The 26,327-nt window shown below is 63.4% G+C and carries 20 protein-coding genes and 2 pseudogenes; 5 read left to right on the plus strand and 17 right to left on the minus strand.

What is annotated here, in order from left to right; translation table 11 throughout:
* Window positions 1–142 precede the first annotated feature (142 nt).
* From IZU87_RS10400 to IZU87_RS10425, 5 genes and pseudogenes are all read right to left on the minus strand, one after another.
* Window positions 143–763: pseudogene (locus IZU87_RS10400) on the minus strand (trimeric intracellular cation channel family protein); the annotation flags it as partial.
* Between the two features lie 206 nt (window positions 764–969).
* The gene (locus IZU87_RS18045; protein WP_339927136.1) at window positions 970–1,125 is read right to left on the minus strand and encodes a helix-turn-helix domain-containing protein; all 156 of its coding nucleotides are present in this window, start codon (window positions 1,123–1,125) and stop codon (window positions 970–972) included.
* Window positions 1,126–2,232: 1,107 nt separating this feature from the next.
* A pseudogene (locus IZU87_RS10415) lies at window positions 2,233–3,467 on the minus strand (GGDEF domain-containing protein).
* A gap of 209 nt (window positions 3,468–3,676) precedes the next feature.
* Window positions 3,677–5,098: a sodium:solute symporter family protein gene (locus tag IZU87_RS10420; protein WP_249330536.1), complete on the minus strand. Its 1,422-nt coding sequence runs from the start codon at window positions 5,096–5,098 to the stop codon at window positions 3,677–3,679.
* A 74-nt stretch (window positions 5,099–5,172) separates the two neighbouring features.
* Window positions 5,173–5,445: a hypothetical protein gene (locus IZU87_RS10425; RefSeq protein ID WP_213114449.1), complete on the minus strand. Its 273-nt coding sequence runs from the start codon at window positions 5,443–5,445 to the stop codon at window positions 5,173–5,175.
* A gap of 437 nt (window positions 5,446–5,882) precedes the next feature.
* Between IZU87_RS10425 and IZU87_RS10430 the strand changes: the two genes are divergently transcribed.
* The 5 genes from IZU87_RS10430 (at window position 5,883) to dkgB (ending at window position 10,190) form a co-directional block, all read left to right on the plus strand.
* A complete protein-coding gene (locus IZU87_RS10430; protein ID WP_502711607.1) occupies window positions 5,883–6,866 on the plus strand; it encodes an MFS transporter in 984 nt (327 codons plus the stop codon).
* Window positions 6,829–7,065 (plus strand): hypothetical protein, encoded by a 237-nt coding sequence (locus IZU87_RS18145; RefSeq protein WP_502711608.1) that lies wholly within the window; start codon window positions 6,829–6,831, stop codon window positions 7,063–7,065. The genes IZU87_RS10430 and IZU87_RS18145 overlap by 38 nt, the downstream gene beginning before the upstream one ends.
* Before the next feature lie 108 nt (window positions 7,066–7,173).
* Window positions 7,174–8,088 carry a TIGR03571 family LLM class oxidoreductase gene (locus IZU87_RS10435; RefSeq protein ID WP_213114450.1) on the plus strand — a complete coding sequence of 305 codons (915 nt, stop codon included), beginning with the start codon at window positions 7,174–7,176 and terminating at the stop codon, window positions 8,086–8,088.
* 120 nt (window positions 8,089–8,208) lie between these two features.
* Window positions 8,209–9,219: an alcohol dehydrogenase catalytic domain-containing protein gene (locus tag IZU87_RS10440; protein ID WP_213114451.1), complete on the plus strand. Its 1,011-nt coding sequence runs from the start codon at window positions 8,209–8,211 to the stop codon at window positions 9,217–9,219.
* A gap of 164 nt (window positions 9,220–9,383) precedes the next feature.
* Window positions 9,384–10,190, plus strand: coding sequence for a 2,5-didehydrogluconate reductase DkgB (gene dkgB, locus IZU87_RS10445; RefSeq protein WP_213114452.1), 807 nt, complete (start codon window positions 9,384–9,386; stop codon window positions 10,188–10,190).
* Between the two features lie 120 nt (window positions 10,191–10,310).
* Here the strand turns inward: dkgB and cydC are convergent, their stop codons facing one another.
* The 12 genes from cydC to ltnD all read right to left on the minus strand — a co-directional run bounded on the left by cydC (window position 10,311) and on the right by ltnD (window position 26,205).
* Complete coding sequence (gene cydC, locus IZU87_RS10450; RefSeq protein ID WP_213114453.1) at window positions 10,311–12,098, minus strand: thiol reductant ABC exporter subunit CydC; 1,788 nt, start codon at window positions 12,096–12,098, stop codon at window positions 10,311–10,313.
* Window positions 12,095–13,918 carry a thiol reductant ABC exporter subunit CydD gene (gene cydD / locus IZU87_RS10455; RefSeq protein ID WP_349305178.1) on the minus strand — a complete coding sequence of 608 codons (1,824 nt, stop codon included), beginning with the start codon at window positions 13,916–13,918 and terminating at the stop codon, window positions 12,095–12,097. Before cydD ends, cydC begins: the two co-directional genes overlap by 4 nt.
* A complete protein-coding gene (cydB, locus tag IZU87_RS10460) occupies window positions 13,905–14,903 on the minus strand; it encodes a cytochrome d ubiquinol oxidase subunit II (protein WP_153635973.1) in 999 nt (332 codons plus the stop codon). The genes cydD and cydB overlap by 14 nt, the downstream gene beginning before the upstream one ends.
* Window positions 14,904–14,907: 4 nt before the next feature.
* On the minus strand, window positions 14,908–16,314 hold the full coding sequence (locus IZU87_RS10465) for a cytochrome ubiquinol oxidase subunit I (RefSeq protein WP_054557186.1): 1,407 nt from the start codon (window positions 16,312–16,314) through the stop codon (window positions 14,908–14,910).
* 617 nt (window positions 16,315–16,931) lie between these two features.
* Complete coding sequence (locus tag IZU87_RS10470) at window positions 16,932–18,125, minus strand: GGDEF domain-containing protein (protein WP_213114454.1); 1,194 nt, start codon at window positions 18,123–18,125, stop codon at window positions 16,932–16,934.
* Entirely contained in the window at window positions 18,122–19,495 is a 1,374-nt protein-coding gene (locus IZU87_RS10475; protein WP_213114455.1) for a GGDEF domain-containing protein, read from the minus strand. Before IZU87_RS10475 ends, IZU87_RS10470 begins: the two co-directional genes overlap by 4 nt.
* A gap of 299 nt (window positions 19,496–19,794) precedes the next feature.
* On the minus strand, window positions 19,795–21,171 hold the full coding sequence (locus tag IZU87_RS10480; protein ID WP_131432235.1) for a GntP family permease: 1,377 nt from the start codon (window positions 21,169–21,171) through the stop codon (window positions 19,795–19,797).
* A gap of 163 nt (window positions 21,172–21,334) precedes the next feature.
* Window positions 21,335–22,330, minus strand: coding sequence for a D-erythronate dehydrogenase (denD, locus tag IZU87_RS10485; RefSeq protein WP_213114456.1), 996 nt, complete (start codon window positions 22,328–22,330; stop codon window positions 21,335–21,337).
* Between the two features lie 83 nt (window positions 22,331–22,413).
* Complete coding sequence (gene otnI, locus IZU87_RS10490) at window positions 22,414–23,226, minus strand: 2-oxo-tetronate isomerase (protein WP_153635987.1); 813 nt, start codon at window positions 23,224–23,226, stop codon at window positions 22,414–22,416.
* 38 nt (window positions 23,227–23,264) lie between these two features.
* Window positions 23,265–23,918 (minus strand): 3-oxo-tetronate 4-phosphate decarboxylase, encoded by a 654-nt coding sequence (gene otnC / locus IZU87_RS10495; RefSeq protein ID WP_153635988.1) that lies wholly within the window; start codon window positions 23,916–23,918, stop codon window positions 23,265–23,267.
* Window positions 23,915–25,267 (minus strand): 3-oxo-tetronate kinase, encoded by a 1,353-nt coding sequence (otnK, locus tag IZU87_RS10500; protein ID WP_153635989.1) that lies wholly within the window; start codon window positions 25,265–25,267, stop codon window positions 23,915–23,917. Before otnK ends, otnC begins: the two co-directional genes overlap by 4 nt.
* Entirely contained in the window at window positions 25,267–26,205 is a 939-nt protein-coding gene (ltnD, locus tag IZU87_RS10505) for an L-threonate dehydrogenase (protein ID WP_213114457.1), read from the minus strand. The genes otnK and ltnD overlap by 1 nt, the downstream gene beginning before the upstream one ends.
* Between the last annotated feature and the right edge of the window lie 122 nt (window positions 26,206–26,327).

A 26,327-nucleotide genomic window follows, 5' to 3' on the forward strand; every position in this document is an offset into this window, starting at 1 on the left:
GCGTCGTCGCGAATTCCGAGCGCTGACGAGGCCTGCCATCAGGGGCGGCGTGCGCACCCTCGCGACTCTCCCCGCCCGTGCCCACTGCCCCCGACGGGGCCTGATCATGCCTCTGGCCACTGTCTTGCGAAGCCAGCGGGGGTGGCGGGATGATCACCCAGGCAAAGGTCGGCAAGGTCAGATGCCAATAGACCGCCGGCAGGCGAATCGCCAGTATCAGCAAGATGGCAGCTCCAGTGGCCCACGCCAGGCCAACACCCGCCTCGAGAAGCGCGATATAGAGAATGCCACCCGCCAGCGACGCCGAGGCGTAGATTTCCTGACGCAGCACCATCGGCACACGGCGCGCGAGCACATCACGGATCATGCCACCCGCCACGCCGCTCATGGTGCCCATCAAGACGGCCACGATGCCATCCACGCCCAGCATGCGCGCCTTGTGCGCGCCCAACACCGTAAACAGCGCCAACCCGAAGGCATCGGTGACCGGCAGGAAAACCCGCGTCAGGCGATGGATATAATGAAAACCGAGCGTCGCCACCATTACCGTCAACAGGATGACCCACAGATAGATCGGCTGCTCGACCCAGAACACCGGGCCGATTCCCAGCACGAGATCACGCAGCGTACCGCCGCCGATACCGGTCACGGCGCCCAGCACCAGCATGCCGATCGGGTCCATGCGTGAACGGCACGCCACGACGACACCGGTCAGGGCAAAGATCATCACACCGGCCAGGTCGAGCCAGGTTATCCAGTTCATTCTCGTGAAGCCTCCTGCAGTGCGCTGGCGTGCGCATGAAACATTGGCGTATATGCTTGTCGCGAACCGTGATGGCCTCTTCTGCCAAGCCGTCTGCTGCGATGGCGCAGCGGCGCAGCGGCGCGATCATACTCCCTTTTGCGGCTCTTTTTGTGCCCTCGACGTCATCCGCGCCGCCTTGAGGGAGCGGAGGATGATGACCCGCCTCAGGGCGTGGCCTGACCACGGCGCGCGGTCGCGCTGGGCGGCTCACCGAACCGTTGGCGATAGGCACGCGAGAAGTGCGCCAGATGCGTGAACCCGACGCCGAGAGCCGCCTGGGAAACGCTGCGACTGCTGTCGGCCAATAACGCACCGGGCATGATCCAGCCGCATGCCGAGATAGCGCTGCTTGGGCGTTTCCTCGAAGTGAGCCATGAACAGACGCGTCAGCTGGCGCTGGGATTGGCCGACCAGACGACAGATGCCGGGGATCGTCAGCACCTGGGCAAGATTGGCCTTCATCACAGCCAGCGCCTTGATCACACTGCGTGGCAGCGAATCGTCTCGAGTGCTGACAGCAGCAGGCGTGGCCAGATGCCCGCGCTGATGTACCAGTTGCCGCCCGACGGCGTCCGCCAGCGACGGCCCGTACAGAAACTCGATCCACACCAGCATCATGTCGATACTGGCCGCGCCGCCAGACCCCGTCAGCCGCTCGCCCTGCCATTCATAGTCGGCCTGACTGATCTCGAGATGAGGAAATTCCTCGCGGAAGGCCGGCACGCTCTCCCAGTGCAGGGCGACCCGATGACCGGCGAGCACCCCGGCGCGCGCCAGAATGAAGGGGGCGGTATCCAACCCTCCCAACCAGGCGCCGTGGGCTGCCAGGTGCCGAATCACGCCACGCGCCTGGCTGCCGACGCTGACTTCCGGCCCGTAGGATGACACCACCATCAAGCGCGTCTGCGCCCCACTCTGGCCACCCGACTGCGTCTCATTGACCAGAGACGACAAGGCGCCATCGACGTCGATGCGCACGCCATTGCTGGCCACGACAGCCTCGCCATCACTGGAAAGCAGACGCCAGGCGAACAGCGGCCGTCCGAAGCGATTGGCGACCCGTAGCGGTTCCAGCAGGCAGAACAACGTCAACATCGAGAAGCGCGGCACCAACCAGACATTCAGCGTGTGCTCGGCGGCCCCCGGCGCCAGCAGCGGCGGTGAATCCGGGCGCGGATACGGCGCAGAGAGAGGCTCCGGCGCCGTCGCTAGAGGAAGCATGCGGGATTGCGAGGGCCGTTCAGAGTGTTCAGACGGTTTTGACAATTCAGATCGTGCTGACAGTTCAGAGGATTCAACTGGTTCGGGTGGCGGTTCAGACATGTAGCAAATTTCATCAACTTGCGGCCATTTACCTCAACCTTACCCGTGTCAGGCACTTGAGGTAAGTGGCACGGGGTTGAAACCCGAGAACGGCCTAAGCGACGCTAGCCGGCGAAGGCTCGGCCCAGCGCTTGCGGATCCTGCTGAGCAAACAGCTCGCAGCGATCTCGTCCCGAGGCCTTGGCGCGATAAAGCGCCTCATCCGCCTGCTTGAGAATGGTCTCGAAGCTGCAACCCTGGCCGGTGCCTGCAGCAGAGACCCCGATACTGATGGTGACAATACCATGGCGTGAACTTCCCGCATGCGGTAGCGCCAGGTCGCGAACATGGCGGCGAATCTCTTCTGCGCGCGCCAATGCCTGTTGCGGCGTACAGGATGGCAGCAACACCACGAACTCCTCGCCCCCGAAACGCGCCACGATATCGACATCGGGGTGCACGCTTTCAAAGATGGCCGTCGCGATACGCTTGAGACATAGGTCCCCTTTCACGTGACCATAAGGTCGTTGTAGGACTTGAAATGGTCGACATCGATCATGGCCACGCCGTATTGAAGACGGCTGTCAACCTGCTTTCCGAGCAGCGAACTCACGAGACTGTCGAAGTGACGCCGGTTATAGACTTCGGTCAATGGGTCGATCGAGGCCAGGCGTCGGAACTCTTCATTCTTCTCGGTGAACTCCTCGACCCTGAGCTGCTCACGCAGCAACAGCAGGTAGGAAAGGCGCTCGGCCTTTTCGCTGCGCAGATTGGAAATGATCGAAAACAGCGTGATGGACAAAAACACCATCAACGCCATGAAACCCGCCGAGGCATAGGGCGCAGGATGGGCATTGACCAGATACAGCATCACGCCGAAATGGAAGGCCGAAGAGCACAGGGCATACCAGAAGCGCAGCTGAAACAGGACATTGCCCACCAGCACGATAAGGCCAAGTGCGAACAGATCGAGGAAGGAATGTGGCGAGACTGACAACTGGATCAACAGGGCGGTGAAGATCATCGCGAAGCACACCAGCGCAGTCATCAACATCTCACGCAATACCGGCGAAACACCCCGCTTGAGCATATAGATGCAGATCAGGGCGATGGGCGTCATGACCCCGACGCGAATGACGATGGCCTCCAGCATGTGATCGGGACGAAAGCGCCAGTCATTGAGCAGAAACAGCACATAGATACTGATCGTCACCGCGCCCATGCAGGCAAGCTTGTGACTGCGCGCGACATGGATATCGTGCTCGAAGCGCGCTTCTATCTCAGCGGGGAAATGCACTCCCAGACCGCCCTCTTGCTGTATCTGTCTGTCCACCTGCACCATCAGATCATTCATGCACATCCCCTCCCTTGAGGACAGCCAATTAATGATCTCACTCTATACAAGGCGACACGGATCAATAAGCGATCGGGCGCAAACGTGACAATCGTTCACAACCTTGTGAAATGCCTGTCCAAGCTCAATACAACTGCTTGATCTAGCCCAGCGCTCGACTATCAGAGCGGAGTGCCCCCCGACATCCCTCCGCTCACGATATTCCCTGCGCAATCTCAGCGCTTGAGACTCCAGGGAGCGGCGATGCGGAAGAAGCGCAACGTCACTGCCTCATCCACCGGCCGTGTCAGTAACGACACCAGCACGAAGACCGGCAGGTTGAACATCAGTCCCCAGAAACCGGCATGCAAGCCTAGGGGATGTGGCCACACGACGGTAAACAGCACCGTGACCACGAAGCCGGCACTGATGCCGCTGATGACACCTGCCGCCGAGGCACGTGGCCAGAAGAACATGCCCAGAAATGCCGGCAATACCTGAGAGGCAAAGCCCAGCCCGATCAAGAGAATCATCACCAGATTGCCCGGCTCCCAGATCGCCAGGGGTGCCACGATCAGGAACATCACCGGGAAGATCAGCCAGCGCGCCAGCTTGCCAGCGCGTTGGTCATCAAGCTTCAGGCCCGGCTGCAGCACATCACGACTCAGGCTCAGGGCTACCGAGTGAATGAAGGGCTCGCTGGAGGACATCGAGGCCGCCAGCGTGCCCGCGCCCAACAGGCCCACCAGCCAGACCGGCATGTTGGCCATCGCGTATTCGAGCACCACGGTGTCGGCGCGCGCAAGCTCCGGCAGGCTGTAGATACCGATGAAGCCGACCACCACCAGCGGCAGGATCACCACATAGTAGGTCGGCAGCCAGCTGGCACTGCGGCGGATGGTGCCGGCGGAGGCGGCGCTCATCCATTGGGTCCATACCGGCGGCATGAAGGACAGCATCGAGACGATGATCGAGGTGGTCCAGAAGCTGAAGCTCATGTCGCCCCCGGCACCGGGCAGACGCAGATACTCCGGATGGCTGGCCTCAAGACGCGTGAACACGCCACTGAAGCCCCATTCGCCGGTGGAGAGATAGGCCGCCCACAGGCCGATTGCCCAGGCAACGACCAGCATCAACACGCCCTGGAAGGCATTGGTGCGCCCGATGGCGCGCTGGCCGCTGACGAACAGATAGACGGCAATCGCGCTGAGCACCAGCAACACGCCAGCCCAGAGCGGAATGCGCCCGCCGCTCATCACCAGCAGAATGTAGGCCGAGCCGATGGTCTGCAGGACCGCATAGGCGATGGAGGCAATCGACATCACCAGCGCCGACAGCGCGCCTAGTAGAGGGCTCTGATAGCGGTCCGCGATCGCGCTTGCCTGGGTGACATGCCCGAACTGCTCGCCGAACTTCCACACCTTGGGGCCGAAGTACCAGGCCACCAGCGCCAGATAGGCCAGATAGATGGCGACATAGAACACCGGCACGCCCTTGCTGTAGGCCCAGCCCGGCGCGCCCATGAAGGTGTAGGCACTGACGCTGCCGGCGGCGATCAACAGATAGAGCGTCACGGGCCCCATCGAGCGCCCGGCGACCCCCCACTGCTCCAGCGTGTCCATGCGCCGGCCGCCCCGCGCGCCGAGACCGATGGCCATGGCGAGGACGACATACCCCAGGGTGACCAGCAAGGGCACGCTGTCATGCACGGACGAAAAGGCATGCGGATCGATCACGCGGCGCCTCCGTCTCTTTCGCCAGCGGACGTTTTCGACAGCGGGTCTGCGCCGTGGCGACGGCGCAACAGGCAATTGCCCAGCAACATCGCGCCACTGCAGGCGAAGATGATCAGGTAACTCCAGATGATCAATGACGGCATGCCCCACAACAGGGTCTGCTGGTTGATCCAGCCGATCACCGGCCAGATGCCCATCACGACCAGCAGCAGGAAGATCACCAGCAGGCTCCAGCCCCGCCAGGTCGAGGGCATGACGAGGCGCGGCAAGGAACAGGGAGTCTCTGCAGTCCGGGCATCAGGTTGAGAGGAAGACGGGGTGTCAGGCGCGGCCAAGACGATCTCCGATGTGAACAGGGAGTGAATGAAAATTCTCGGCGCGCAGTGTAGCCGCTGCGCCCCGCCCTGTGGAGTCACCCTTGTGAATCCCGCTGTTGAGTCGCCCGGTTGAGTCGCCCTGTCGAGCCCCCCTGTTGAATCACGCTGTTGAGTCACCCTGTGGCGCCATCTGGCATGAGATCGAGATGGCGACACAAGCTGACAGAGACAGAGACAGGCGCTGCAAGGATGGGGGGAAAGGACGTCGTCATCGGGAATCTTTCCGAAAACTGCAAAAGTCTTTCATCATTTCGTGCGTTTATCACAAAGGTATCTCACGGCAGACTGCACAGCATCCAAGACCCACCCATTGCTGATGGAGAACTGCCATGCCCCTTGCCCTGCTGGCGCTGACATTGAGCGCCTTTGCCATCGGGACCACCGAGTTCGTGATCGTCGGACTGGTACCCACCATCGCTCAGGACCTGAGCGTCTCTCTGCCTTCCGCTGGCCTGCTGGTCAGCCTGTATGCCGTCGGTGTCGCCATCGGCGCCCCCGTGCTGACCGCCATGACCGGCCGCTTCAATCGCAAGCTGGTACTGCTGGCCCTGATGGCACTGTTCATCGCCGGCAACCTGCTGGCCTGGCAGGCACCCAGCTATAGCTCGCTGATCACGGCGCGCATCCTGACTGGCCTGGCCCACGGGGTCTTCTTCTCCATCGGCTCCACCATCGCGACAAGCCTGGTGAGCAAGGACAAGGAAGCCAGTGCGATCGCCATCATGTTCACCGGCCTGACCGTGGCTCTGGTCACCGGCGTGCCGCTGGGCACCTGGATCGGCCAGCACTTCGGCTGGCGCGCCACCTTCCTTGTAGTCTCGGTCCTCGGCGTACTGGCATTGATTGGCAGCGCCATCCTGGTGCCCAACAATCTCAAGAAGAGCGTACCCGCCACCTTCGCCCAACAGCTCAAGGTTCTGACCCATCCGCGCCTGCTGCTGGTCTACCTGATCACCATCCTCGGCTACGGCGGCACCTTCACAGCCTTCACCTACCAGGCCCCGCTGCTGCAGGACGTCAGTGGCTTCAATGAAGGCGCCATCAGTCTGATCATGCTGGTCTACGGTATCTCGGTCGCCATCGGCAACATCCAGGGCGGCAAGCTGGCTGACCGCATGGGCCCGATTCGCGCCCTGACCCTGATCTTCGGTGGCCTGATCGTCATCCTCGGCGTGCTGACCTTCACTGCCGCCAACCCTATCACCGCCGTGATCACCATCCTGATCTGGGGGTGCCTTCGCCTTCGGCAACGTGCCGGGCCTGCAGGTCTACGTCGTGCAGCAGGCCGAACGCTTCGTGCCGCAGGCCGTTGACGTGGCCTCCGGCCTCAACATCGCCGCCTTCAACATCGGCATCGCACTGGGCTCCATCGTCGGTGGCCAGGTGGTCTCCGGGATGGCACTGACCGACACCGCCTGGATCGGCGCGCTGATCGTCACCGCCGCCCTGCTGCTGACCCTGCTGGCCGGCCGCCTCGACAAGCGTCACGCGTCTTCCATCGCGACCGCCTGATCCGCCGCGAAGCCTCCCGCCATCACGACGTGCCCCCGATTCCGACAGCTCAGCCTGCTGGTTCGGGGGCACCGTCGTCTACCCACCTGCTTGCTGAAGGAGTCCATCATGATCTCCCCGACCCGCCCGCTGGATCGTCTCACTCAAGGCCCCCTGACCCTGGGCGTCGAACTGCCCCTCGACAATGACTGGGTCCGCACTGACAGAGCCCCCTCCACGCCCTTCGGCGTGCCTGACATGCGCGCCCATGCCGAGCTGATCGGCCAGGTCGACAGGCTCGGCTTCCGCGCCGCCTGGTTGCGTGACGTGCCGCTGTTCGACCCCGCCTTCGGCGATGCCGGTCAGGTCTTCGAGCTGTTCACCTACCTGGGCTATCTGGCCAGTCACACAGACAACCTGCTGCTGGGCACTGCCGCCGCGGTGCTGCCGCTGCGCCAGCCGTGGCTGGTGAGAAAGGCCGCCGCCAGCGTGCAGGCCCTGAGCGAAGACCGCCTGCTGCTGGGCGTCGCCAGTGGCGACCGACCGGCGGAATACCCGCTGTTCGGCGAAGAGTTCGCGACCCGTGGTGCCGCCTTCCGTCATGCGGTGGATGTCATCAAGGGCCAGGCGGACGACGCCCTGAGCGAAGGTCAGGCCATCCTGCCTGCCGCGACGCGTCCGCCGCTGTTGAGTGCCGGGCTCTCCCAGCAGACGCCCGAGTGGATCGGTCGCGAGATGGACGGCTGGCTGGCCTACCCGGGCATGCCGGAGGACCACATCCGTCGCGTGGCGCTCTGGCGTCAGGTCGCCGGTGATAAACCTTACGTCAGTTTCATCCACCTCAATCTGGAAGAAGACCCGCACGCCCCGGTGCGTCGTCATCGCTTCGGGTTGTCGAGTGGCCGCCTTGCCCTCATGGAAGAACTGTCGGCCATGCAGGATGCCGGGGTGAATCACATCGGCTTCCACCTGCGTCGCAATCGCCGCCCGCTCACGGAAACCCTCGAGGAACTGGGGCGTGAGGTGCTGCCGCACTTCTCATGAGGGCGCAAGGGTTGCACTGACCTGCCCGGCTGACTGAGCGCACTGGTAAGCCGGGCGGGTCGCGCGACCTGCCCCCGCCATGGCGGAAAGGATTCACCGTTCACGCTGCAAGGAGATCCCATGTCAGATTCCACAGAGACCACCACCCAGCAAGACATCAGTCACAGCGCCACCCGGGCACCCGCCTGGGTATGGCAAGGCTCGGGCGAGCCTGAGGCGCTCGAGCAGTCAGAGGTGGACATCGGCGCCCCGGGAGACGACGAGGTACTGGTCGCCACGCGTGCCATCGGCCTCAATCCCGTCGACTGGAAGTTCATGGCAATGGACAGCGAGCTGTGGCAAGCCGGCCAGATTCCCGGCGTCGATGCCTCCGGCGAGGTGATCGCCTGCGGTGCCAATGTCAGTCACGTATCGCCGGGCGATCGCATCGCGGTCCACACCACCCTGGCAGGGCCAGGCACCTTCAGCAAACGCCTGCGTGTGCCGGCGCGCGCCGTGATGCGCCTGCCCGTCACCTTGGGCTTCAATGACGCCGCCGCCTTCCCATGCCCGGCACTGACCGCCTGGCTTGCCATCGACAAGCTGCCCATCAAGGCCGGGCGACGCCTGCTGATCACCGGCGCCTCCGGCAGTGTGGGCCGCTGGTTGATCCAGCTGGCCAGACAGCGCAACTTCCACGTCATTGGTGTTGCCTCCGAGAAGCGCCACGCGGACCTCAAGGCGCTGGGCGCCGACGAGACGCTTGCGGACGCCGAGCAGCTGGACGCGCCGGTCTTCGCCGTGATCGATACCGTCAATGGTGATCACGCCCACAAGATGACCCGCCACCTGGGGGCCAATGGCCACATCGTCTGCATTCAGGACCGTCTGGAGCAGGCGGCCGCGCCGGCCTTCGATCGCGCCATCTCGCAGCACGAAGTCGCGCTGGGTGCGCTGCACTGGGCGGGTGACGACGAGGACTGGGCACGCCTGGTCGCAGCAGGGGAAGGTCTTCTGGAAGCGATCGCCGATGGCTCCCTGAACCAGCCTGCGCCCTGTATCGAATCATTTACGGCGCTGCCAGCCTGCCTTGCCGAGCTGAAGCGTGGTGAGCGCCGAGCGCTGAAATTCGTGATTACCGCCAACGAGTAAGGTGCATGGCAAAGTCCACGCGACTGTTGCGTTAGTGTAAAAAAGCTAATGCAAAGTCGTGAGGTTGACGTCGCAGTATGCAAGCCTCATATAGGAAGGGCAAAAATGGATATGCGCCCATCATTCACGACTCAATACCGGGCGCGCTTAACAGGAGTTCTAGAATGTCGACTACCCTACCAAATCCCGGCTTTGGGACTTACCGTATTGAGGGCGAAACGCTCCGTGACAGCCTGAACACCGCGCTTGAGATCGGTTATCGTCACTTTGATACCGCGCAGTTTTACGGCAACGAAGCCGAAGTCGGACAGATCATCGCCGACAGTAAAGTGCCGCGCGAAGAGCTCTTCATCACCACCAAGATCTGGCATGACCGTTTGGTACCGGGTGACATGGAGAAAAGCGTCGAGGAAAGTCTTGAGCGCCTCCAAATGGACTACGTCGACCTACTGCTCATCCATTGGCCGTCGCCGAATGATGAAGTGCCGATGGAAGATTATCTGCCGGTACTGGCCAAGCTGAAGGCAGCGGGCAAGGCGCGCCACATCGGGGTGTCCAACTTCACCTGTGAACAGCTGGAACGTGCTGTGGGCATCGTGGGGCGTGACGAGCTGCTCACCAACCAGATCGAGGTCCATCCGTTTCTGCAAAACCGCAAGGTGATCGACAAGTGCCACGAGCTGGGCATCGAAGTCACTGCTTTCATGCCGCTGGCAGTCGGCAAGGTGATGGACGATGACACCCTCAAGGCCATCGCCGAACGTCATGACGCCAGCCCGGCGCAGATCGCCCTGGCATGGCTAAAGATGCAGGACATCGTCACCTTCCCGTCCTCCACCAAGGCGAAGAACATCGAGAGCAACTTCGAGGCCTTCTCCATGTCACTGACCGGTGAAGACATGGCGAAGATCGCCGAGCTGGATCGCGGTGAGCGCATCGCCAACCCGGATTTCGCCCCCGACTGGGACTGATGGACTGAGCCCAACTGACTGAACCTGATCGACGGGTCCAGTGACAAGAAAGCCTCCCGGGCACCCTGCCCGGGAGGCTTTTTCCGTTTCCCCCTGCCATGATTTGATCCCGATGGATGCTCAGCGATCCAGCCAGCAGACACGGGTCACGGCCTCGGTGCCGGGGCGTGGCGCCGCGAGATCATGCTCATGCAGCAGATAGATCACCGTCCTGCCCGCCAGCCAGTCAGCGAGACCCTGCGCGACGCGTTGCGCTGTCGTGGCATCCAGCCCCGAGAAAGGCTCATCCAGCAGCACGAGGCCGGGGTTGGTCAACGCCAGGCGCGCCAGACTGATGCGCCGGGCCTGGCCACCCGACACCTGACGACCGCCCTCACCAACGCGTGTCGCCAGCCCCTGCGGCAGACTCGCGACCCAGTCGGCGAGATCCACCGCGGCCAGCACCCGCCACAGCGCGGCATCATCGGCGTCGGCGGCCCCCAGTCGCAGGTTGTCAGCCAGACTGGCATCGAACAGATCGACCTGCTGGGTGAGGCAGCCGACGCCCTCGGCAATCGCCAGAGGCGCGTAGTGATGCACCTCACGGCCATTGAGCAACACCCGCCCGCCCTGCTCTTCAGTACCCCCGCCCTGCTGTTCATTGCATCTGATCTGCAGGCCGCGGGAGGCTAGGCTGGTCTGCCCGGTCAGCAGCGCCGCTAGCGTCGACTTGCCAGCGCCGGAGGCGCCACAGATCGCGACCTGCGCACCGGCTTCGACAGTGAGCGAGACGTTTGAAAATGCCTCGAACAAGGCGCCCGGATAGCGATAGCTGACCTGCTCCAGCGAGACGCTGATCGGCCCCGCTGACAGGCGAGCATCACCGTGCACGACACCCGCGGCGTGCTCGATATCGTTGAGGCGCTCCGCGGCGCCAAGCGTCGCCCCGGCCTGGCTGAAGGCCGTCGGCAGCCCCGCCAGCCCCTCACCCAGCGCCATCGCCGCGAGCGGCAGCATCACCAGCATCGGGCCGCTGAGCTGGCCATCGCGCAGGGCGAGCATGCCCATCGCTAGCAACAGCAACCAGGCGAGTCCGATCACCAGCACGGCCAGCGCATTGCCGACGGCACTGATGACCGCCAGCCGCCATTGGTCCGCCAGCAGACGCGCCTCCACCGCCTCCAGCTGCTCACGCACATGGCCAAGCGCCGCGTAGGCCTCGAGTTCGGCATGCCCGCGCAGCGCCTCCATCAGGCTGGAGCGCAATGCCTCGAGAGTGGTCACACGCCGACGGCTGGCCACCAGCCCCCAGCGTGCCTGCCCGAGTGTCAGCCACGCCCAGCCAGTCAACAGCAAGAGCGCCAGCCACGGCGTCGCGCCCGGTAGCCACACCAGCGTGATGCCAAGCAGCGCCACAATCAGCAGCAAGGCCATCACCGGAGGCGCCGCCAGACGCAGATAGAGCGCATCGAGGGTGTCAATATCCGCGGTCAGACGATTGAGCCAGTCACTGGAGCGCCGGGCTGCCAGCCGTGCGGGGTCCATGCTGACCAGCGAGGCAAAGGCACTGCCGCGCAGGCTGGCCAGCAGTCGCAGGATGGTGTCGTGATTGTAGAGACGCTCCAGATAGCGCGAGACGGTGCGCGAGACGGCAAACAGGCGAATCGCGCTGCCCGGCGTGTAGACATCCAGCACGGCGACGGCACCGGCAGCCAGCGCAGCCCCCGTCAATGCCGATGCCGTGATGAACCACCCCGAGACCGCCAGCAGCCCGAGTGCCGACAGCGCGGTCATTGCCATCAGCACCACGCCCAGCAGCAGTCGACGGCGGTAGCGCTCATGCACTCGCCACCAGGGCGCCAGCGCGGCCAGTGCCTCGCGCGTCGAGGGAGTGGAGCCAGGACCGAGAGTACGAGCAGGTCCGATCATGATGCGCCCTCCCCAGAATCCTGTGTCTCTCCAGTAGTGCCAACGACCCCATCACGGGTCAGACACAGCTGGCGCGTCGCCATGGCCCTCAAGGCCGGATGGTGAGTGGCGATGACCAGCGTGCGGCCTTCTTCGGCCAACACCTGGAAGCCGGCGATCAGGCGCTGTTCGGTGTCGGCGTCCAGACTGGCGGTTGGCTCGTCGAGCAACACCAGCGGCGCATCGCTCAAGAAGACCCGCGCCAGCGCCAGACGCTGAGCCTGGCCGCCGGACAGCCCGCGCCCGCCTTCGCCCAACGGGCTGGCGATGCCCTGCGGCAAGGCGGCCAGCACCTCGCCAAGGCCGGCGCTCGTCAGCGCCTGAACGATCGCATCATCACTGGCGTCTGGCGCGGTGATACGCAGGTTGTCGGCCAGACTGCCCTGCATCAGCAGCGGGCGTTGATCCATCCAGGCAAGGCCAGTGGTATCTCGGCGTAGGCATTGGCCTTCATCGGGGGCCACGAATCCTGCCATCAGTTGCAAAAACGATGACTTGCCGGCCCCGGACGGGCCGCTGATCACCAGCACCTCGTGGGCCTTCAAGGTGAGATCCAACGGGCCAAGCACCCTGCCCCGCCCGGGATGCGTCAGCGTGACGGCCTCCAGCTGCAACATCACATCGCCGGGCAGCGAGACACTGGCCGACGCCATCGTGGAGGCCTGACGCGCCGGGGCGACGGACGTGTCGAACAGCTCCAGCAGCGAGTCCGCGGCGGCCAAGGCCGAGGCGCGATCATGATAGTGCTGAGACAGGGTGCGCAGCGGCTGGAAGAACTCCGGCGCCAGCAGCAGGATCAGCAGGCCGCTGAACAGGGTCAACGACTGGGCGGGCCCGAAGGGAATGTCGCCCAACAGGCCGAAGCCGATATAGATCGCGACCACCGCGATCGACACCGACGAGAAGAACTCCAGTACCGCTGATGAGAGGAAGGCGAGGCGCAGCGTGCGCAGACTGCGGCGGCGATAATCATCAGCGACCAGCGTGACCTCCTGCGTGGCCTGCTCACCCAGGCCGAACAGCCGTAGTGTTGTGATCCCCCGGACGCGATCAACAAAGTGGCGCGACAGGCGCGCAACCGCGACGAACTGCTCGCGATTGAGCGACTCGGCCCCCATGCCGACCAGCGCCATGAACAACGGAATCAGCGGCGCGGTCAGCGCGAGCAGAATCGCCGCCAGCCAGTCCTGACTGACCACGATGGCCAGAATCACCAGCGGGCTGATCAGCACCAGGCGCAGCTGGACGTAGAAACGTGCGAAGTAGCCTTCCAACGCCTCGACCTGCTCGACCCAGCGCTGGGCCACATCGGCGCCATGAAACTGCGCGGCGCGCACCGGGCCTAATGCCTGCAGGTGATCCATTACATCTCGACGCACCCGCTGGCGCAGGCGCTGACTGGCTTTTTGGGCACATAGCTCCTGCGCGGCACTCAGCAAGGCACGCACCGCCAGCAGCGCCACCAGGCCGCCGAACGGCCACCACAGGCGAGCCAACGCCGCGGGCTGTTCGATTACCTGAGTGACCAGCCAGGCCAGCAGTACCAGTTGCGCAACCGTTGCCAGCCCCGCCAATGCGCCGCACAGCGCCGCCATAGCCAACAGGCGACGCTCGCGCGTCGCCTGTTGGCTGAGCCACTTGCCGGCAGCCTTGCGTCTGGCCTTGTCGCGCTCCTTGCCAGTGACACTGTCGTCGCTGACGCTGGCGCGCGCCGTGTCATTGCCAGCGGCGCTGGTCGGGGCCTCCTGCGCTGCCCCCTGCGTGAGGTCAGTGATAGCCACCGTCCTGCACCTTGCCGCGGAAGACCCAGTAGCTCCAGGCGGTATAGCCCAGCACGATGGGAATCACGAACAATACGCCGATCAGCAGGAACAGCTGCGCGCCCGGGTCTGACGCCGCATCCCAGATGGTGATGTCCGGCGGCACCAGATACGGCCACTTGCTGAAGATCAGCCCCAGATAGGTGAACAGGAACAGTCCCAGAGTCGCGACGAACGGCTGGCCCTCCAAACGCTTGCTGACGGCACGCCAGATGAAGGCCGCACAGCACAGCGCCAGCACCGGGAAGACCCAGAACATGCCGATATGATTGAACCAGCGCTCCCGCACGTATTCATCGACGAACGGCGTGTAGAGGCTGATGACCCCGAAGCCGACCAGCACGGCAATCAGCAACTTGGGCGTGATGCGATAGGCCCATGCCTGAACCTCGCCTTCACTCTTCAGAATGGTCCAGGTGGCCCCCAGCAGAGCGTAGCCCGCCACCAGCGCGAGCCCGGTGATCACCGTGAAGGGGGTCAGCCAGTCAAAGGCGCCGCCGACATAGACATGGCCTTCGGTGGCAAAGCCCTGGATATAGGCCCCGACCACCACGCCCTGACAGAAGGTCGCCACGTAGGAACCGCCACTGAAGGCGACGTTCCACCAATGCCGATTGCGCGTGGACTTGAAGCGGAATTCAAACGCAATCCCGCGGAAGATCAAGCCGGCCAGCATCAGGAAGACCCCCAGATACAGCGCCGGCAGCAGAATGGAGTACACCGCCGGAAACGCCGCCAGCAAGCCGGCCCCGCCCAGTACCAGCCAGGTTTCATTGCCGTCCCAGACCGGCGCGACCGAATTCATCATCACGTCACGGGCGTGTTCATCCGGGGCGAAGGGATAGAGGATGCCGACCCCGAGATCGAAGCCATCCATCAGGATGTACATCATGATGCCGAAGCCGATGATCAGCGCCCAGATCATGGTCAGATTGATCAGTTCCATGTGCTCAACTCCTTACCGTACGGCTGGCATCATCATCGAGACTCTCGTGCGCGGCGGACAGCGGGCGCATCGCGGTTTCGACATCGTCATGCGGCAGCTCGGGCTGCATGCCGCCACGGATGACGCGCGTCAGGTAGTAGCTACCGGTCACGAAGACCACCAGATAGACCAGGAAGTAGCCGATCAGCGTGGCCAGCACCATCCAGCCGGTCAGTGACGGCGTGACGGCCTCCTGCTGGGTCATCATCTCGTAGACCAGCCAGGGTGAGCGTCCAGCCTCGGTGACGAACCAGCCGGCCAGCACGGCGAAAAATGGCGCGATCGACATCAGACGCAGCGTCTGCAGGAAGGGGCGCGAGCGGTAGAGCTTGCCATCGCGACGCAGGAACAGGCCGATGAACGCCACCGCGATCATCACCAGCCCCACTGCCACCATCACGCGAAACGACCAGAACACGAACCACACCGGCGGCTGCATGTCGGGCTCGACCTCCTTGAGGCCCGGCACCACGCCATCGGGATCATGGGTCAGGATCAGGCTGGCCAGCTTCGGGATCGCAATCTCGAAGTGGTTCATCTGGGCTTCCTTGTCCGGCCAGGCGAACAGCAACAAGGGCGCGCCCGACTGGGTTTCCCAGTTGCCTTCCATCGCCGCCACCTTGGTCGGCTGATGCTCCAGCGTGTTGATGCCGTGCATGTCGCCCACCACCGCCTGCGCCGGCGCCAGCACCAGCAGCAGCCACATGCACATGGACAGCGCGCGCTTGTTGGCCTCGACATCACGTCCGATCAGCAGATACCAGGCACTGACCCCGGCCACCACAAAGCCACCGGTCAGGAACGAGGCGATCGCCATGTGCGTGAAGCGATAGGGGAAGGAGGCATTGAAGATGGCCGCACTCCAGTCATTCACGAAGAAGTGGCCATCAATGAAGTCGACGCCCGCCGGTGTCTGCATCCAGCTGTTGGAGGACAGAATCCAGAAGGAGGAGATGAAGGTGCCCAATGACACCATCAGTGCCGCGAACAGGTGGACGCCTTCCGGCACCTTGCCACGCCCGAACAGCAGTACGCCGAGGAAGCCGGCCTCCAGGAAGAAGGCGGTCACCACCTCATAGCTGAGCATCGGGCCGATGAAGTTGGAGGTGGCATAACTGAAGTTGCTCCAGTTGGTGCCGAACTGGAAGGCCATCACGATGCCGGAGACCACGCCCATCGCGAAGACCACGGCGAATACCTTCACCCAGAACGCTGCAAGGCGCTCCCAGGCGGCATTGCCTGTCTTGTAGAAAAGGCCATGCAACAAGGCCACATAGGATGCCAGACCGATGGTAAACACCGGAAAGACGGCATGAAATGACACGACAAATCCGAACTGTATGCGTGACAGGATCACGGGATCCAGTTCCATGGGCGACTCCTCAGGACTCCAGGGGTTGCACTCTGTTCATCCCGTTGTGGGACGCACAGTCGCAGAGATATCACGGTCAGGCCCGTGACGACAAGGCATACCACCAAACTCCATCGATCATGGCAGTCATCTTTCTACCAGCTGACCCAAAGAGCATAGAAAACACCAGGCTATCGTGCACGATGACGCTTTGCCGCAGGCCCAGCCATCCGATCAATCGCCATGGTGGTGATCGATCAGGCCCGCCATATTGCATGACAGCATCCACGTATTTTCCCCTCGGCATGCTCAGGCTTGCCATCTATATTTCGCCGCACATCCGCCTTTATTGACGTACATCAAGATAACCACACGTCGAGCCTCGAATACGACCAATGCCAGCGGCCGTCGGACGCGGTTTGTCTTGATTTCTGTCCTGCAGCGCACCTTGAACCAGCCAGGAATGTGCGCCCTGATGGCTGCATAAAGACAAGGCGCGCCCCCTTTCGAGAACGCACCTTGCTGTCTCCTTCTCCTTCTTTCCTTTTCTTCTCTCTCTTCTCTACTTACCTCTCTTGTCTCACTTCGTTCTTCTTTATGCCCTTTTCCTTGTGGCTTTGCCCCTTCGCGTCAGGAACTCACCGTATGACACAGTAATCGCGCCCCTGATGCTTGGCGTCATAGAGCGCCGCATCCGCCGCACGTACCAGGTCGGTCAGGTTGGTGTGCTGTTCGGCCTTGTAGCTCACCGCCCCGACGCTGACGGTCAGCACTTTCGCCACGGAGCTATCGGGGTGGATCAGTTTGAGCGCACGCACCTTGCGGCGGATGCATTCGGCACAGTCCCGCAATTGCCGCTCGGTCACTGACTCCAGCAGAACCAGGAATTCCTCGCCGCCATAGCGCACCACCATGCCCGGCTGCGGGCCGATGGCGGCCTGGAGCGCACCGGCAACCTGCTGCAGGCAGTGATCCCCTTCCACATGGCCATGATGGTCGTTATAGGTCTTGAAGTGATCGACGTCCACCATCAGGATCGCCAGACCGTCATCACGGGTCAGGCCCGCCCAGCGCTGGGCCAGATCCCGCTCCAGGTGACGCCGGTTGAAGACGCCCGTCAGCGCATCGCAGTTGGCCTCACGGGTAAGACGTTGCCCGGCAGCGCGCTTCTCCTCCAGCAACAGCCGCTCACGCTGGCGCAGCAACCACACCTGACGCTGATTGTGCTCGAGCTGATGGTTGGCCAATAGCGAGAGCCCCGTGGTGCTGACGAAGATCAGCATCGCCAGCAGCTCCAGTCCCTCCTGACCGGCAGGTTCCGACGCGATCACCCCGGCCATGATGAGCGTGCAGGTCAGCGACGCCGTCAGTGCCTGGTGGAAGCGCAGCCGAAAGAGAATGTTGCCAACCATGGGAAAGAAGCCGAACAACAGCGTATCGACATGCGAAAGCTCGGTGCGCGACAGCTGCAACAGGATGGCGCTGACCAGCATGGTGTTGATCACCAGCGGCAGCACCAGCATGGCCACCACGCAGACACCGCCCAGCCGCAGCATGGCGGCCAGTGCCAGGTCCTCACTGCGATGAATGGTGTCACTGATCAGGAAGGTGGCATACATCACGAAGGCGAATATGCCGGAATACAGCAAGCCACGCGTGCGCGAGACGCGCGTCTCTTCCACATACCGGGTCTCGAGGGCGTCGGGGAACATGAGCCGCCAGCGTGACGTGCCGCGACCGTCGATCAGCCCCTCGACGACGCCGCGTTCGGCGGCCATCGCCGCCGGCATCATCGCCTCGCGGCCGCCGGGGAGTCGCTTTTGACTTCTCATGACAAGCCCGCTCCGCCCATCGGCGGCCTGTGATCTGGCAACTCAGCCTTCTGTTCATCGTGCGGCACATTCTGCCGCTCACCGTGCTGCGCAGCCTGCCGCTCATCATGAAGGTCATCACGCAGGTCATCACTGGCCTGGGCGCGCGCCTTGCCATTACCGTTGCCACGTTGCACGCAGGTACGGTTGCGGCCATGTCGCTTGGCACGATAAAGCCCCTTGTCGGCCTGATCGACCCAGCGGCTGAAGAGCGTCTCGACCGCCATGTCACGCGTCATTTCATCTTCCATCCCCTCGCCCTCGAGCAGGCGCGACAAGGGGATGACGCAAAGCCCCACACTCAGGGTGACGACGCCGAGTTCCGACTCGCGGTGAGGCAGCTTGAGCGACTTGACGGCATAGCGCATTGCCTCGGCCAGACTGCGCGCATGCTCGAGATCACGCACGGCCACCAGGGCGGTAAACTCCTCGCCGCCGAAGCGAACTACGCTGGCCAACGCAGCCTCTTTCCCCTCGAGAGCACCGGCGATGCCAGCGCCTTTTTCCCTGTCCAGTGTTTCCTGCAAGGCCTGGGCAATCTGATACAGGCAGTTGTCGCCCGCGACATGCCCGTAGTGATCATTGAAAGCCTTGAAGAGATCGACATCCATCATCATCAGCGCCAGACATGGTAACGGTGGCACCGGATGGGACGCTGACACGCCGTTCTTCGCCTGCTGAGCATCGCCATGGTGCTGCTTTAGCACCTCGATCAGATGACGGCGATTGTAGGGCTGGGTCAGCGGGTCGAGACAGGCCATTTCCTGCAGCTCGGCATTGCGTGATTCCACATCCTGCAGGCGCAGTTGATCGATGGAGGTCATCAGATAGGCATGACGGGCCGAGAACTCGATGCGGAAGCTGGAGATCAGCGAAAACAGGCAGAACGCCATGAAGACGAAGACGATCGCGAAGTCCATATGGGCATAGGGCATCGCTACGCTCATCACGATGGCCATCCCCCCTGCCGACAGCACCAGAGCCGAGACGAAACGCAGCTGCATCAGGACGATACCGACCAGTGGCACCACGCCCAGCGCATAGAGTTCGAGGAAGCAGCGCAGGTGGTTCTCGCGAACCGCCAGCCACGCCGCCAGGCCGATCACGCCCCACAGTGTCGCGACCAGCAGCGCCTCGCGCCCGACGGGGCGACAGACCTCACTCTTGAGGACCAGCACGAGAATCGCGAGCGCGATGCAGACGTACAGGCGCAGCATCACGGCGAGATTCTCTGTCACCGGCATCGCGACCGGCGCATAGACGGTGTCATAGAGCACGAACATCAGCTGAAAGATGATCAGGCTCCAGCAGCCCATTACGGCACGACTCATGCGCCGACGATGCTCGAACTGTTCAAAGTCTCTCTCGAGTTCAGGGGCAAAGCTCAGCCTCGCAGGAGTCGTGGCACTCAGGTGTTGCTCCAATATTGCCATTCGTGAAGGCATGTCTGATTTCCCTTCGATCGCCCTGCTTTCTTTATTACATGCGCAGATGTTGAAAGCCACGCTGACGGAGATGCTCAAGCGCCGCATGTCCGTGTTGATACCTCGCTCATGAACGAAAATCCAACGAAAAAACCGGGCCTCGATGAGGCCCGGCGCTCCTGATAAAACAGACTGCTCTGGCTGGCTCAACCGACGATGGCGTTGAGCAGCAACAGGGTGATGATGGAAATGGCCCAGGCCAGCGTCGTCGGCAGGGTCAGCACCAGCATCTGATGCTTGGTGCTCTTGACGCCGAGCATGCGATTGACGACCCAGAAATAGCTGTCATTGAAGTAGCTGAAGAACATCGCGCCGATACAGGCGGCCTGCGCGGCCAGCACCATGTTGACGTCCGGCATGCCCATCAGGATCGGTGCGGAGATCGAGGCCGCGGTAATCATCGACACCGTGCCACTCCCCTGGATGAAGCGCACCAAGGTGGCGATGATGAACGGAATCAACAGCGGCTGAAGCCCCAGTGCCGCCACCTGCATGGCGATGTAATCGCCGCCGCCACTGGCACGCAGTACCGAGCCCAGCGCACCACCGGCACCGGTGACCAGCAGGATGATACCCGCCGTCTCGACGCCCTTTTCCAGATGATCGAAAACTTCCTGCTTGGGGGTCTTCGGCATCAGACCATAGATGGCGACCAGTACCCCGATGCCCACGGCGATCACCGGGTTGCCGACGAAGGCGATGGTGCTGGTGAGCGCATTGCTGGTATCGCCCATCACGGCACTGACCAGCGTATTGAGGAAGATCAGCGCGATGGGCAGGCCGATCGGCATGCAGGACATCAGCAGGGACGGCAGCTCAGATTCAGGCATCATGCTGTCGGTGTCATGCTTGACGCTACCTTCGAAACCACCCGGCTGGGCTTCCAGCATCGCCTCGATACGCGGGCCCATCAGGCGGGCATAGATCACCAGTGCAATCAGCGCCGGCGCGGTAATCACCAGGCCCCAGCCGATCATCAGACCGATGTCGACACCGAAGATACCGGCCACGCCCAGCGGGCCCGGAGTCGGTGGCACGCTCGAGTGGGTGATGATTAAGCCAGCCGCCAGCGCGATGCCCAGACCGATCACCGAACGTCCGCTGTTGCGCGCCAGTGAACGCACCAGCGGGTTGAGGATGACGTAGGCCGAATCACAGAAGATCGGAATGGAGACGATGTAGCCCGTCAGCGCCATCGCGGCCTCTTCCTTGTTCTTGCCCAGCAGATTGAGGATAGCGTAGGCCATGCGCTGCCCGGCACCGGTCACCTCCAGGATACGCCCCATCATCACGCCGAAGCCGATCACGAGACCGATGGTGGAAAGCGTCTTGCCGAAACCGGTGGTGATGGCACTGATGACCTCATTGGGCGGCATGCCGCCGATCAACCCCGCCAGTGAGGCGGCGATGATCAAGGCCAGCAAGGCATGCACGCGGGTTTTCAATACCAGATAGATCATGACGAAGATGGCGATGCCCAGGCCGATGATGACCTGTGGCCCCGCGACGGCGGCGTCTGTCATGGGGGGCTACTCCTGTAGTTTGTTATTGTGTGGCGCAAGGTATGCGGTGTCGGCGCTGCCGGCTGGCATGACGCCGATCGTTGTTATTGACGTACTGATGTGACGAGCAGCTCTGGCAAAGGTGTCTAGCGAGCTCGTCTTGGATAAGATGCCCAGACGCTGGCTAGGCGTTGGCGCTCTCATCGCGATACGCATTGAGAATCTCGTGCAGGTCGGCATCGCCGACGAAGCCCAGCGAACGCGCCTTGCGGGTGTCAAAGCGCGCCGGCCAGCTGCCGACGATGGCGGTGATACGCGGGTCAGGCTCATGCTTGACGAGTGCCAGCGCCTGCTCGCCGGCGACATCCTTGAGCGCCGCGAGCATTGACGCGACGCTGACGGTGATGCCCGGCAGCATGAAGCAGCGAGAGAGGCCGAAGTCCGCGCTCGCCACCTCCGCGCCCTTTAGCAGGGCCGCGACCACCCGACGGGGCGACATTACGAACATCTCGAGCTTGCTCGGTACCGGGCAGATGGCGGCTTCGCCATTGAGCGGTTCGCGCAGGATGGAGGAGGCGAAGCTCGAGGCTGCCGCATTGGGACGCCCGGGGCGCACGATGATGGTGGGCAGACGCAGCACGCAGCCATCCACCAGCCCGCGACGGCTGTAGTCATTGATCAGCAGTTCCGACATCGCCTTCTGGGTGCCGTAGGAGTTCTGCGGCACCAGCGCGGTCATGTCGCTCAGCGTCTCGGGAAGATCGCCTCCGTAGGCGGCGACCGAACTGGCCATCACCAGCCGGGTGTCGCGCAATCCACGCGCCGCGCAGCCTTCCAGCAGCAGGCGAGTCGCGTCGAAGTTGACGCGCATGCCGAGCGCCAGGTCCGCCTCGGCCGCCGAGCTGACCACGGCTGCCAGGTGATAGATCACCTGCGGCTCGCCCGCCAGGCAGCGATCAAGCACCTCGGCATCGGCGATATCGCCTGCCACGATCTCGATATCCAGCGAGGTGGCCGGTTCGACTGCCAGACATGACGCCGCCTCGGGACGTGGCGCCTCGATCTGATCCAACAGGGTCAAGCGTGACAATGGCTGCCCCTTCAGGCTGCCCGTGTCGATCAAGGCCTCGGTCAGGCGCTGACCGAGAAATCCGGCAGCGCCGGTAATCATGACGTGCATCGTGTGGACTCCTTGCTCGCCGCCTGGCATGACGGCTCATGACGTGTTGTCGTTATTGGCGTTTCTGCTGTCTTGAGTCGTGATCAGGCGGTGCCGGACTGGCCGTCGTTGAGCCCGAAGGCGCGCCCCCAGCCGAGGCCTGCGCGCGTCTCACCCCGCGGACGGTATTCACAGCCGATCCAGCCGTCGTAACCCAGACTCTCCAGCCGGTCGAACAGCGCCGGATAATGCACTTCACCGACATCCGGCTCGCGACGGTCCGGCACGCCGGCGATCTGCACATGGCCCATATGCGCGAACTGCGCTTCCAGATTGCGGATCAGATCGCCCTCGACGATCTGGCAGTGATAGAGATCGAACTGCACCTTGAGGTTGGCGGCGCCGACCTGGGCGAGAATCTCGCGTGCCTGCGCCTGACCACTCAGATAGAAGCCGGGCATGTCGCGCGGATTGATCGGTTCGATCAGCAGTGTCTTGCCGACCTTCTCAAGCTCGGCGGCGGCGTAACGCAGGTTGTGGATGTAGGTCTCGGTGCAACGCGCGCGCATGGCGTCATCCGCGCCCTGCGGTACCAGGCCCGCCATGGCATGCACGCGCGGACAGTCGAGCACCTGGGCATAGCGAATCGCCTCGGCCACCGAGGCCCGAAACTCCTCCTCGCGCCCCGGCAGACAGGTCAGGCCACGCTCACCGGCCTCCCAGTCGCCCGGCGGCAGATTGAACAGCACCTGCGACAGCTGGTGCTCATCGAGCCTTGCGCGCAATTCTTGCGGGGAATAGGCATAGGGGAAGAGATATTCGACCCCGCGAAAACCACTTTCGGCCGCAGCCGCGAAGCGATCGAGAAAGTCATGCTCGGTGAACAGCATGCTGAGATTGGCGGCCAATCGGGTCATGTCAGATCCTTGGATTTCACAGACGAAGACGTCATCACTCAGGGGCGCCCGAACCTGGCTTCGAGTTCCGCCACCTGTTCCGGGGTCATCCCACGTGGGTTCTTGCCCTGCAGCAGCAGGAACAGCTTGGCGGTTTCCTCAAGCTCTTCCGTGGCATAGACCGCCGCTTCCAGGGTCTTGCCGGCCACCACCGGGCCATGATTGGCCAGCAACACGGCGCAGTGCTTGCCGGCCAGGCCACGCACGGCATCGCCCAGCGCGGGGTCGCCCGGCATGTAGTAAGGCACCAGCGGCAACTTGCCGACCCGCATCACGTAATAGGCCGTCAGCGGAGGAATGCACTCGCAGGGATTCACGTCCGGCAGGCAGGACACGGCCACCGAGTGGGTCGAATGCAGGTGGACGATGGCACCCGACTGCGGGCGCTCGTCATACATGGCGCGATGCAGGAAGTGCTCCTTGGTCGGCGCGTCGCCATCGATCAACACGCCCTGGGCATCGAGGCGCGAGATGCGCGCCGGGTCCAGACGCCCCAGGCAGGCATTGGTCGGCGTCATCAACCAGCCGCCATCGTCCAGCCGCTGGCTGATGTTGCCGCTGGCCCCCATGGTCAGGCCGCGGTCGAACAGTGACTTGCCGTAGGTGGCGATCTGCTCACGCAACACGTTGATATCGTGCTGTGACTGACTCATGCGTTCTCCTCGCGAGGATTCATGGCATCCAGCACGTCGAATGCCCGGGTAAAGAAGTCTTCACCCCCGAAGTTGCCGGACTTGAGTGTCAGCGAGAGCATCGCCTCCGGCTGCGAGGGGCCGGCGGCCGGGTGCGGTGCCTGTGTCCAGGGCACACCGGGGTCGATCTGACCGCCGATACGCAGCTCACGGATGTCGAGCGCCGAGACCACCGCGCCGGAGGTTTCTCCCCCCGCCACCAGCAGGCGCCCGACGCCTTCCGCGACCAGGGTGCTGGCCAGACTGGCCAGGGCGCACTCGATGAGCTCACCGGCCTGCTTGACGCCCAGTGACGCCTGCGCCGCCTTGACACTTTCCGGCTCGGCCGAGGCGTAGATAAGAAATGGCTTGGGGTCCGTCGCCGCCAGTTGCTCACGGGCGAACTCCAGCGCCGCCTCGAAGTGGGTATCGCTCGCGTTGAGCTTGACGGGGTCCAGCGCGAAGGCAGCATGCTGCTGAGTGAAGTGCGCCACCTGCTTGAGCGTCATGCGAGAACAACTGCCGGACAGCACCATCGCGGCGCCCTGCGCCGGGGCCAGCACCGCTGCATCATCGATCGGCTCAAGCCAGCCCTTGCGGCGGTACTGGGCAGGCAAGGCCTGCGCGAGGCCAGAGCCACCGGTGACCAGCGCGTGATCGACCAGCGCCTCGGCCAGTACCTCGAGATCCTGCTCATCGAGGCTGTCACAGACCACATGACGAACGTTTTGATGGGCAAGCTCGTCCAGACGCTGACGGGCCTCCTGCGCGCCGCGGCACAGAGTGGCGTGATCGAGCAGCCCCACGCCATGCGGCGTCTGGCGTGACAGCACGCGCACGATGTCGGCATCGGTCATCGGGTTGAGAGGATGATGCTGCATGCCGCTGTCATTGAGCAGGCGGTCGCCGACGAACAGATGGCCCTGATAGACACTGCGTCCGTTGATGGGGAAGGCCGGCACGAAGGCCGTCTGCGTGGCAGACAAGGCCTCCAGCAAGGCATCGGCGACCGGCCCGATATTGCCCTCGGGCGTGGAATCGAACGTCGAGCAGTACTTGAAGAACAGCTGGCGCGCGCCCTGGGCTTTCAGCCATTCAAGCGCCGCGAGAGATTCACTGATCGCCTGATCCACCGGGCAGCTGCGCGACTTGAGCGCGACCACCACGGCGTCGACCTCAGTCAGATCCAGCCCGTTCGCCGCCCCTTCCTGCAGCGCGTCCTGGGGTACCCCGATCACCTGCACGGTGCGCATGCCGGCACGTACCAGGTTGTTGGCAAGATCCGTCGCGCCGGTGAAGTCATCGGCGATTCCGCCCAGTACGATCGGCATCACTGCGCTCCTTCATCATTCGCGGCCGGCAGGCTGAAGCTGCCGAGACGCTGATAGACCTTGATGACGGCCGAGTCGTCCTCGCGCCCGAAACCTGCGCCACTGGCGGCGGTGAACTGCTGCAGGGCACTACCGGCCACCGGCATGGCAAGCTTCAGCTCGCGCCCGGTGCTGTGCACGATGTTCAGGTCCTTGACGAAGATGTCGACGGCCGACAGTGGCGTGTAATCGCCCTTGAGTATGTGCGGCACGCGATTCTCGAACATCCAGGAATTGCCCGCGGAATGGGTGATGACGTCATAGAGGGTGTCGGGGTCGATCCCCATGCTCATGCCCAGCGCCATGGCTTCTGCCGCCGCCGCGATGTGCACGCCAGCGAGATGCTGGTTGACCAGCTTGACGCTCGAGCCCGGGCCGGCGCAGTCGCCCAGCCGATAGACATTGGCTGCCATCGCCGCCAGCACGCGTTCCGCCTTGACGTAAGCCGCTTCACTGCCGGAGGACATCACGGACAGCTCACCACTGCGTGCCTTGACGGCGCCGCCGCTGATCGGGGCGTCGAGCAGCTCCAGCTGCATGCCGTTCAGGCGGGTTTCCAGTTCACGTGCGAAGCTCGGCGCCACGGTGGCGCACTGGATCACCAGGCTACCCGGCGCGAGTCGCTCGGCCAGACCGCCCTCACCCTGCGCCCCGAGCAGCACCTGCTCAACCTGATCGGCATTCACCACGACCAGCACCACCACCTGACACTCGGCCGCCAGTTCCAGCGGCGAGGCAACGGCGCGGCCACCCGCCGCTTCGAACGCCTGACAGGCGGCGGGCGAGATATCACAGCCGATCACGTCCAGGCCTGCTTCCAGCATGGCGCGCGCACTGCCCATTCCCATCGCGCCGAGGCCGACAAGGCCGATCACCGGTGAAGTCGTTGCTGCTGTCATCTCGCATCTCCCGCGGAAGCTGTTCAAGCGCTGATCAAGGCGGCCTCATGCGGCACACCGATCAACACTTCGCTGAATGTTAGCGCTATCATGTTAGCGCTAACATCATTAATAGATTAGGC

Origin of the sequence: Cobetia sp. MC34, assembly GCF_018340035.1 — a bacterium.
Classification (GTDB): Bacteria; Pseudomonadota; Gammaproteobacteria; order Pseudomonadales; family Halomonadaceae; genus Cobetia; species Cobetia amphilecti.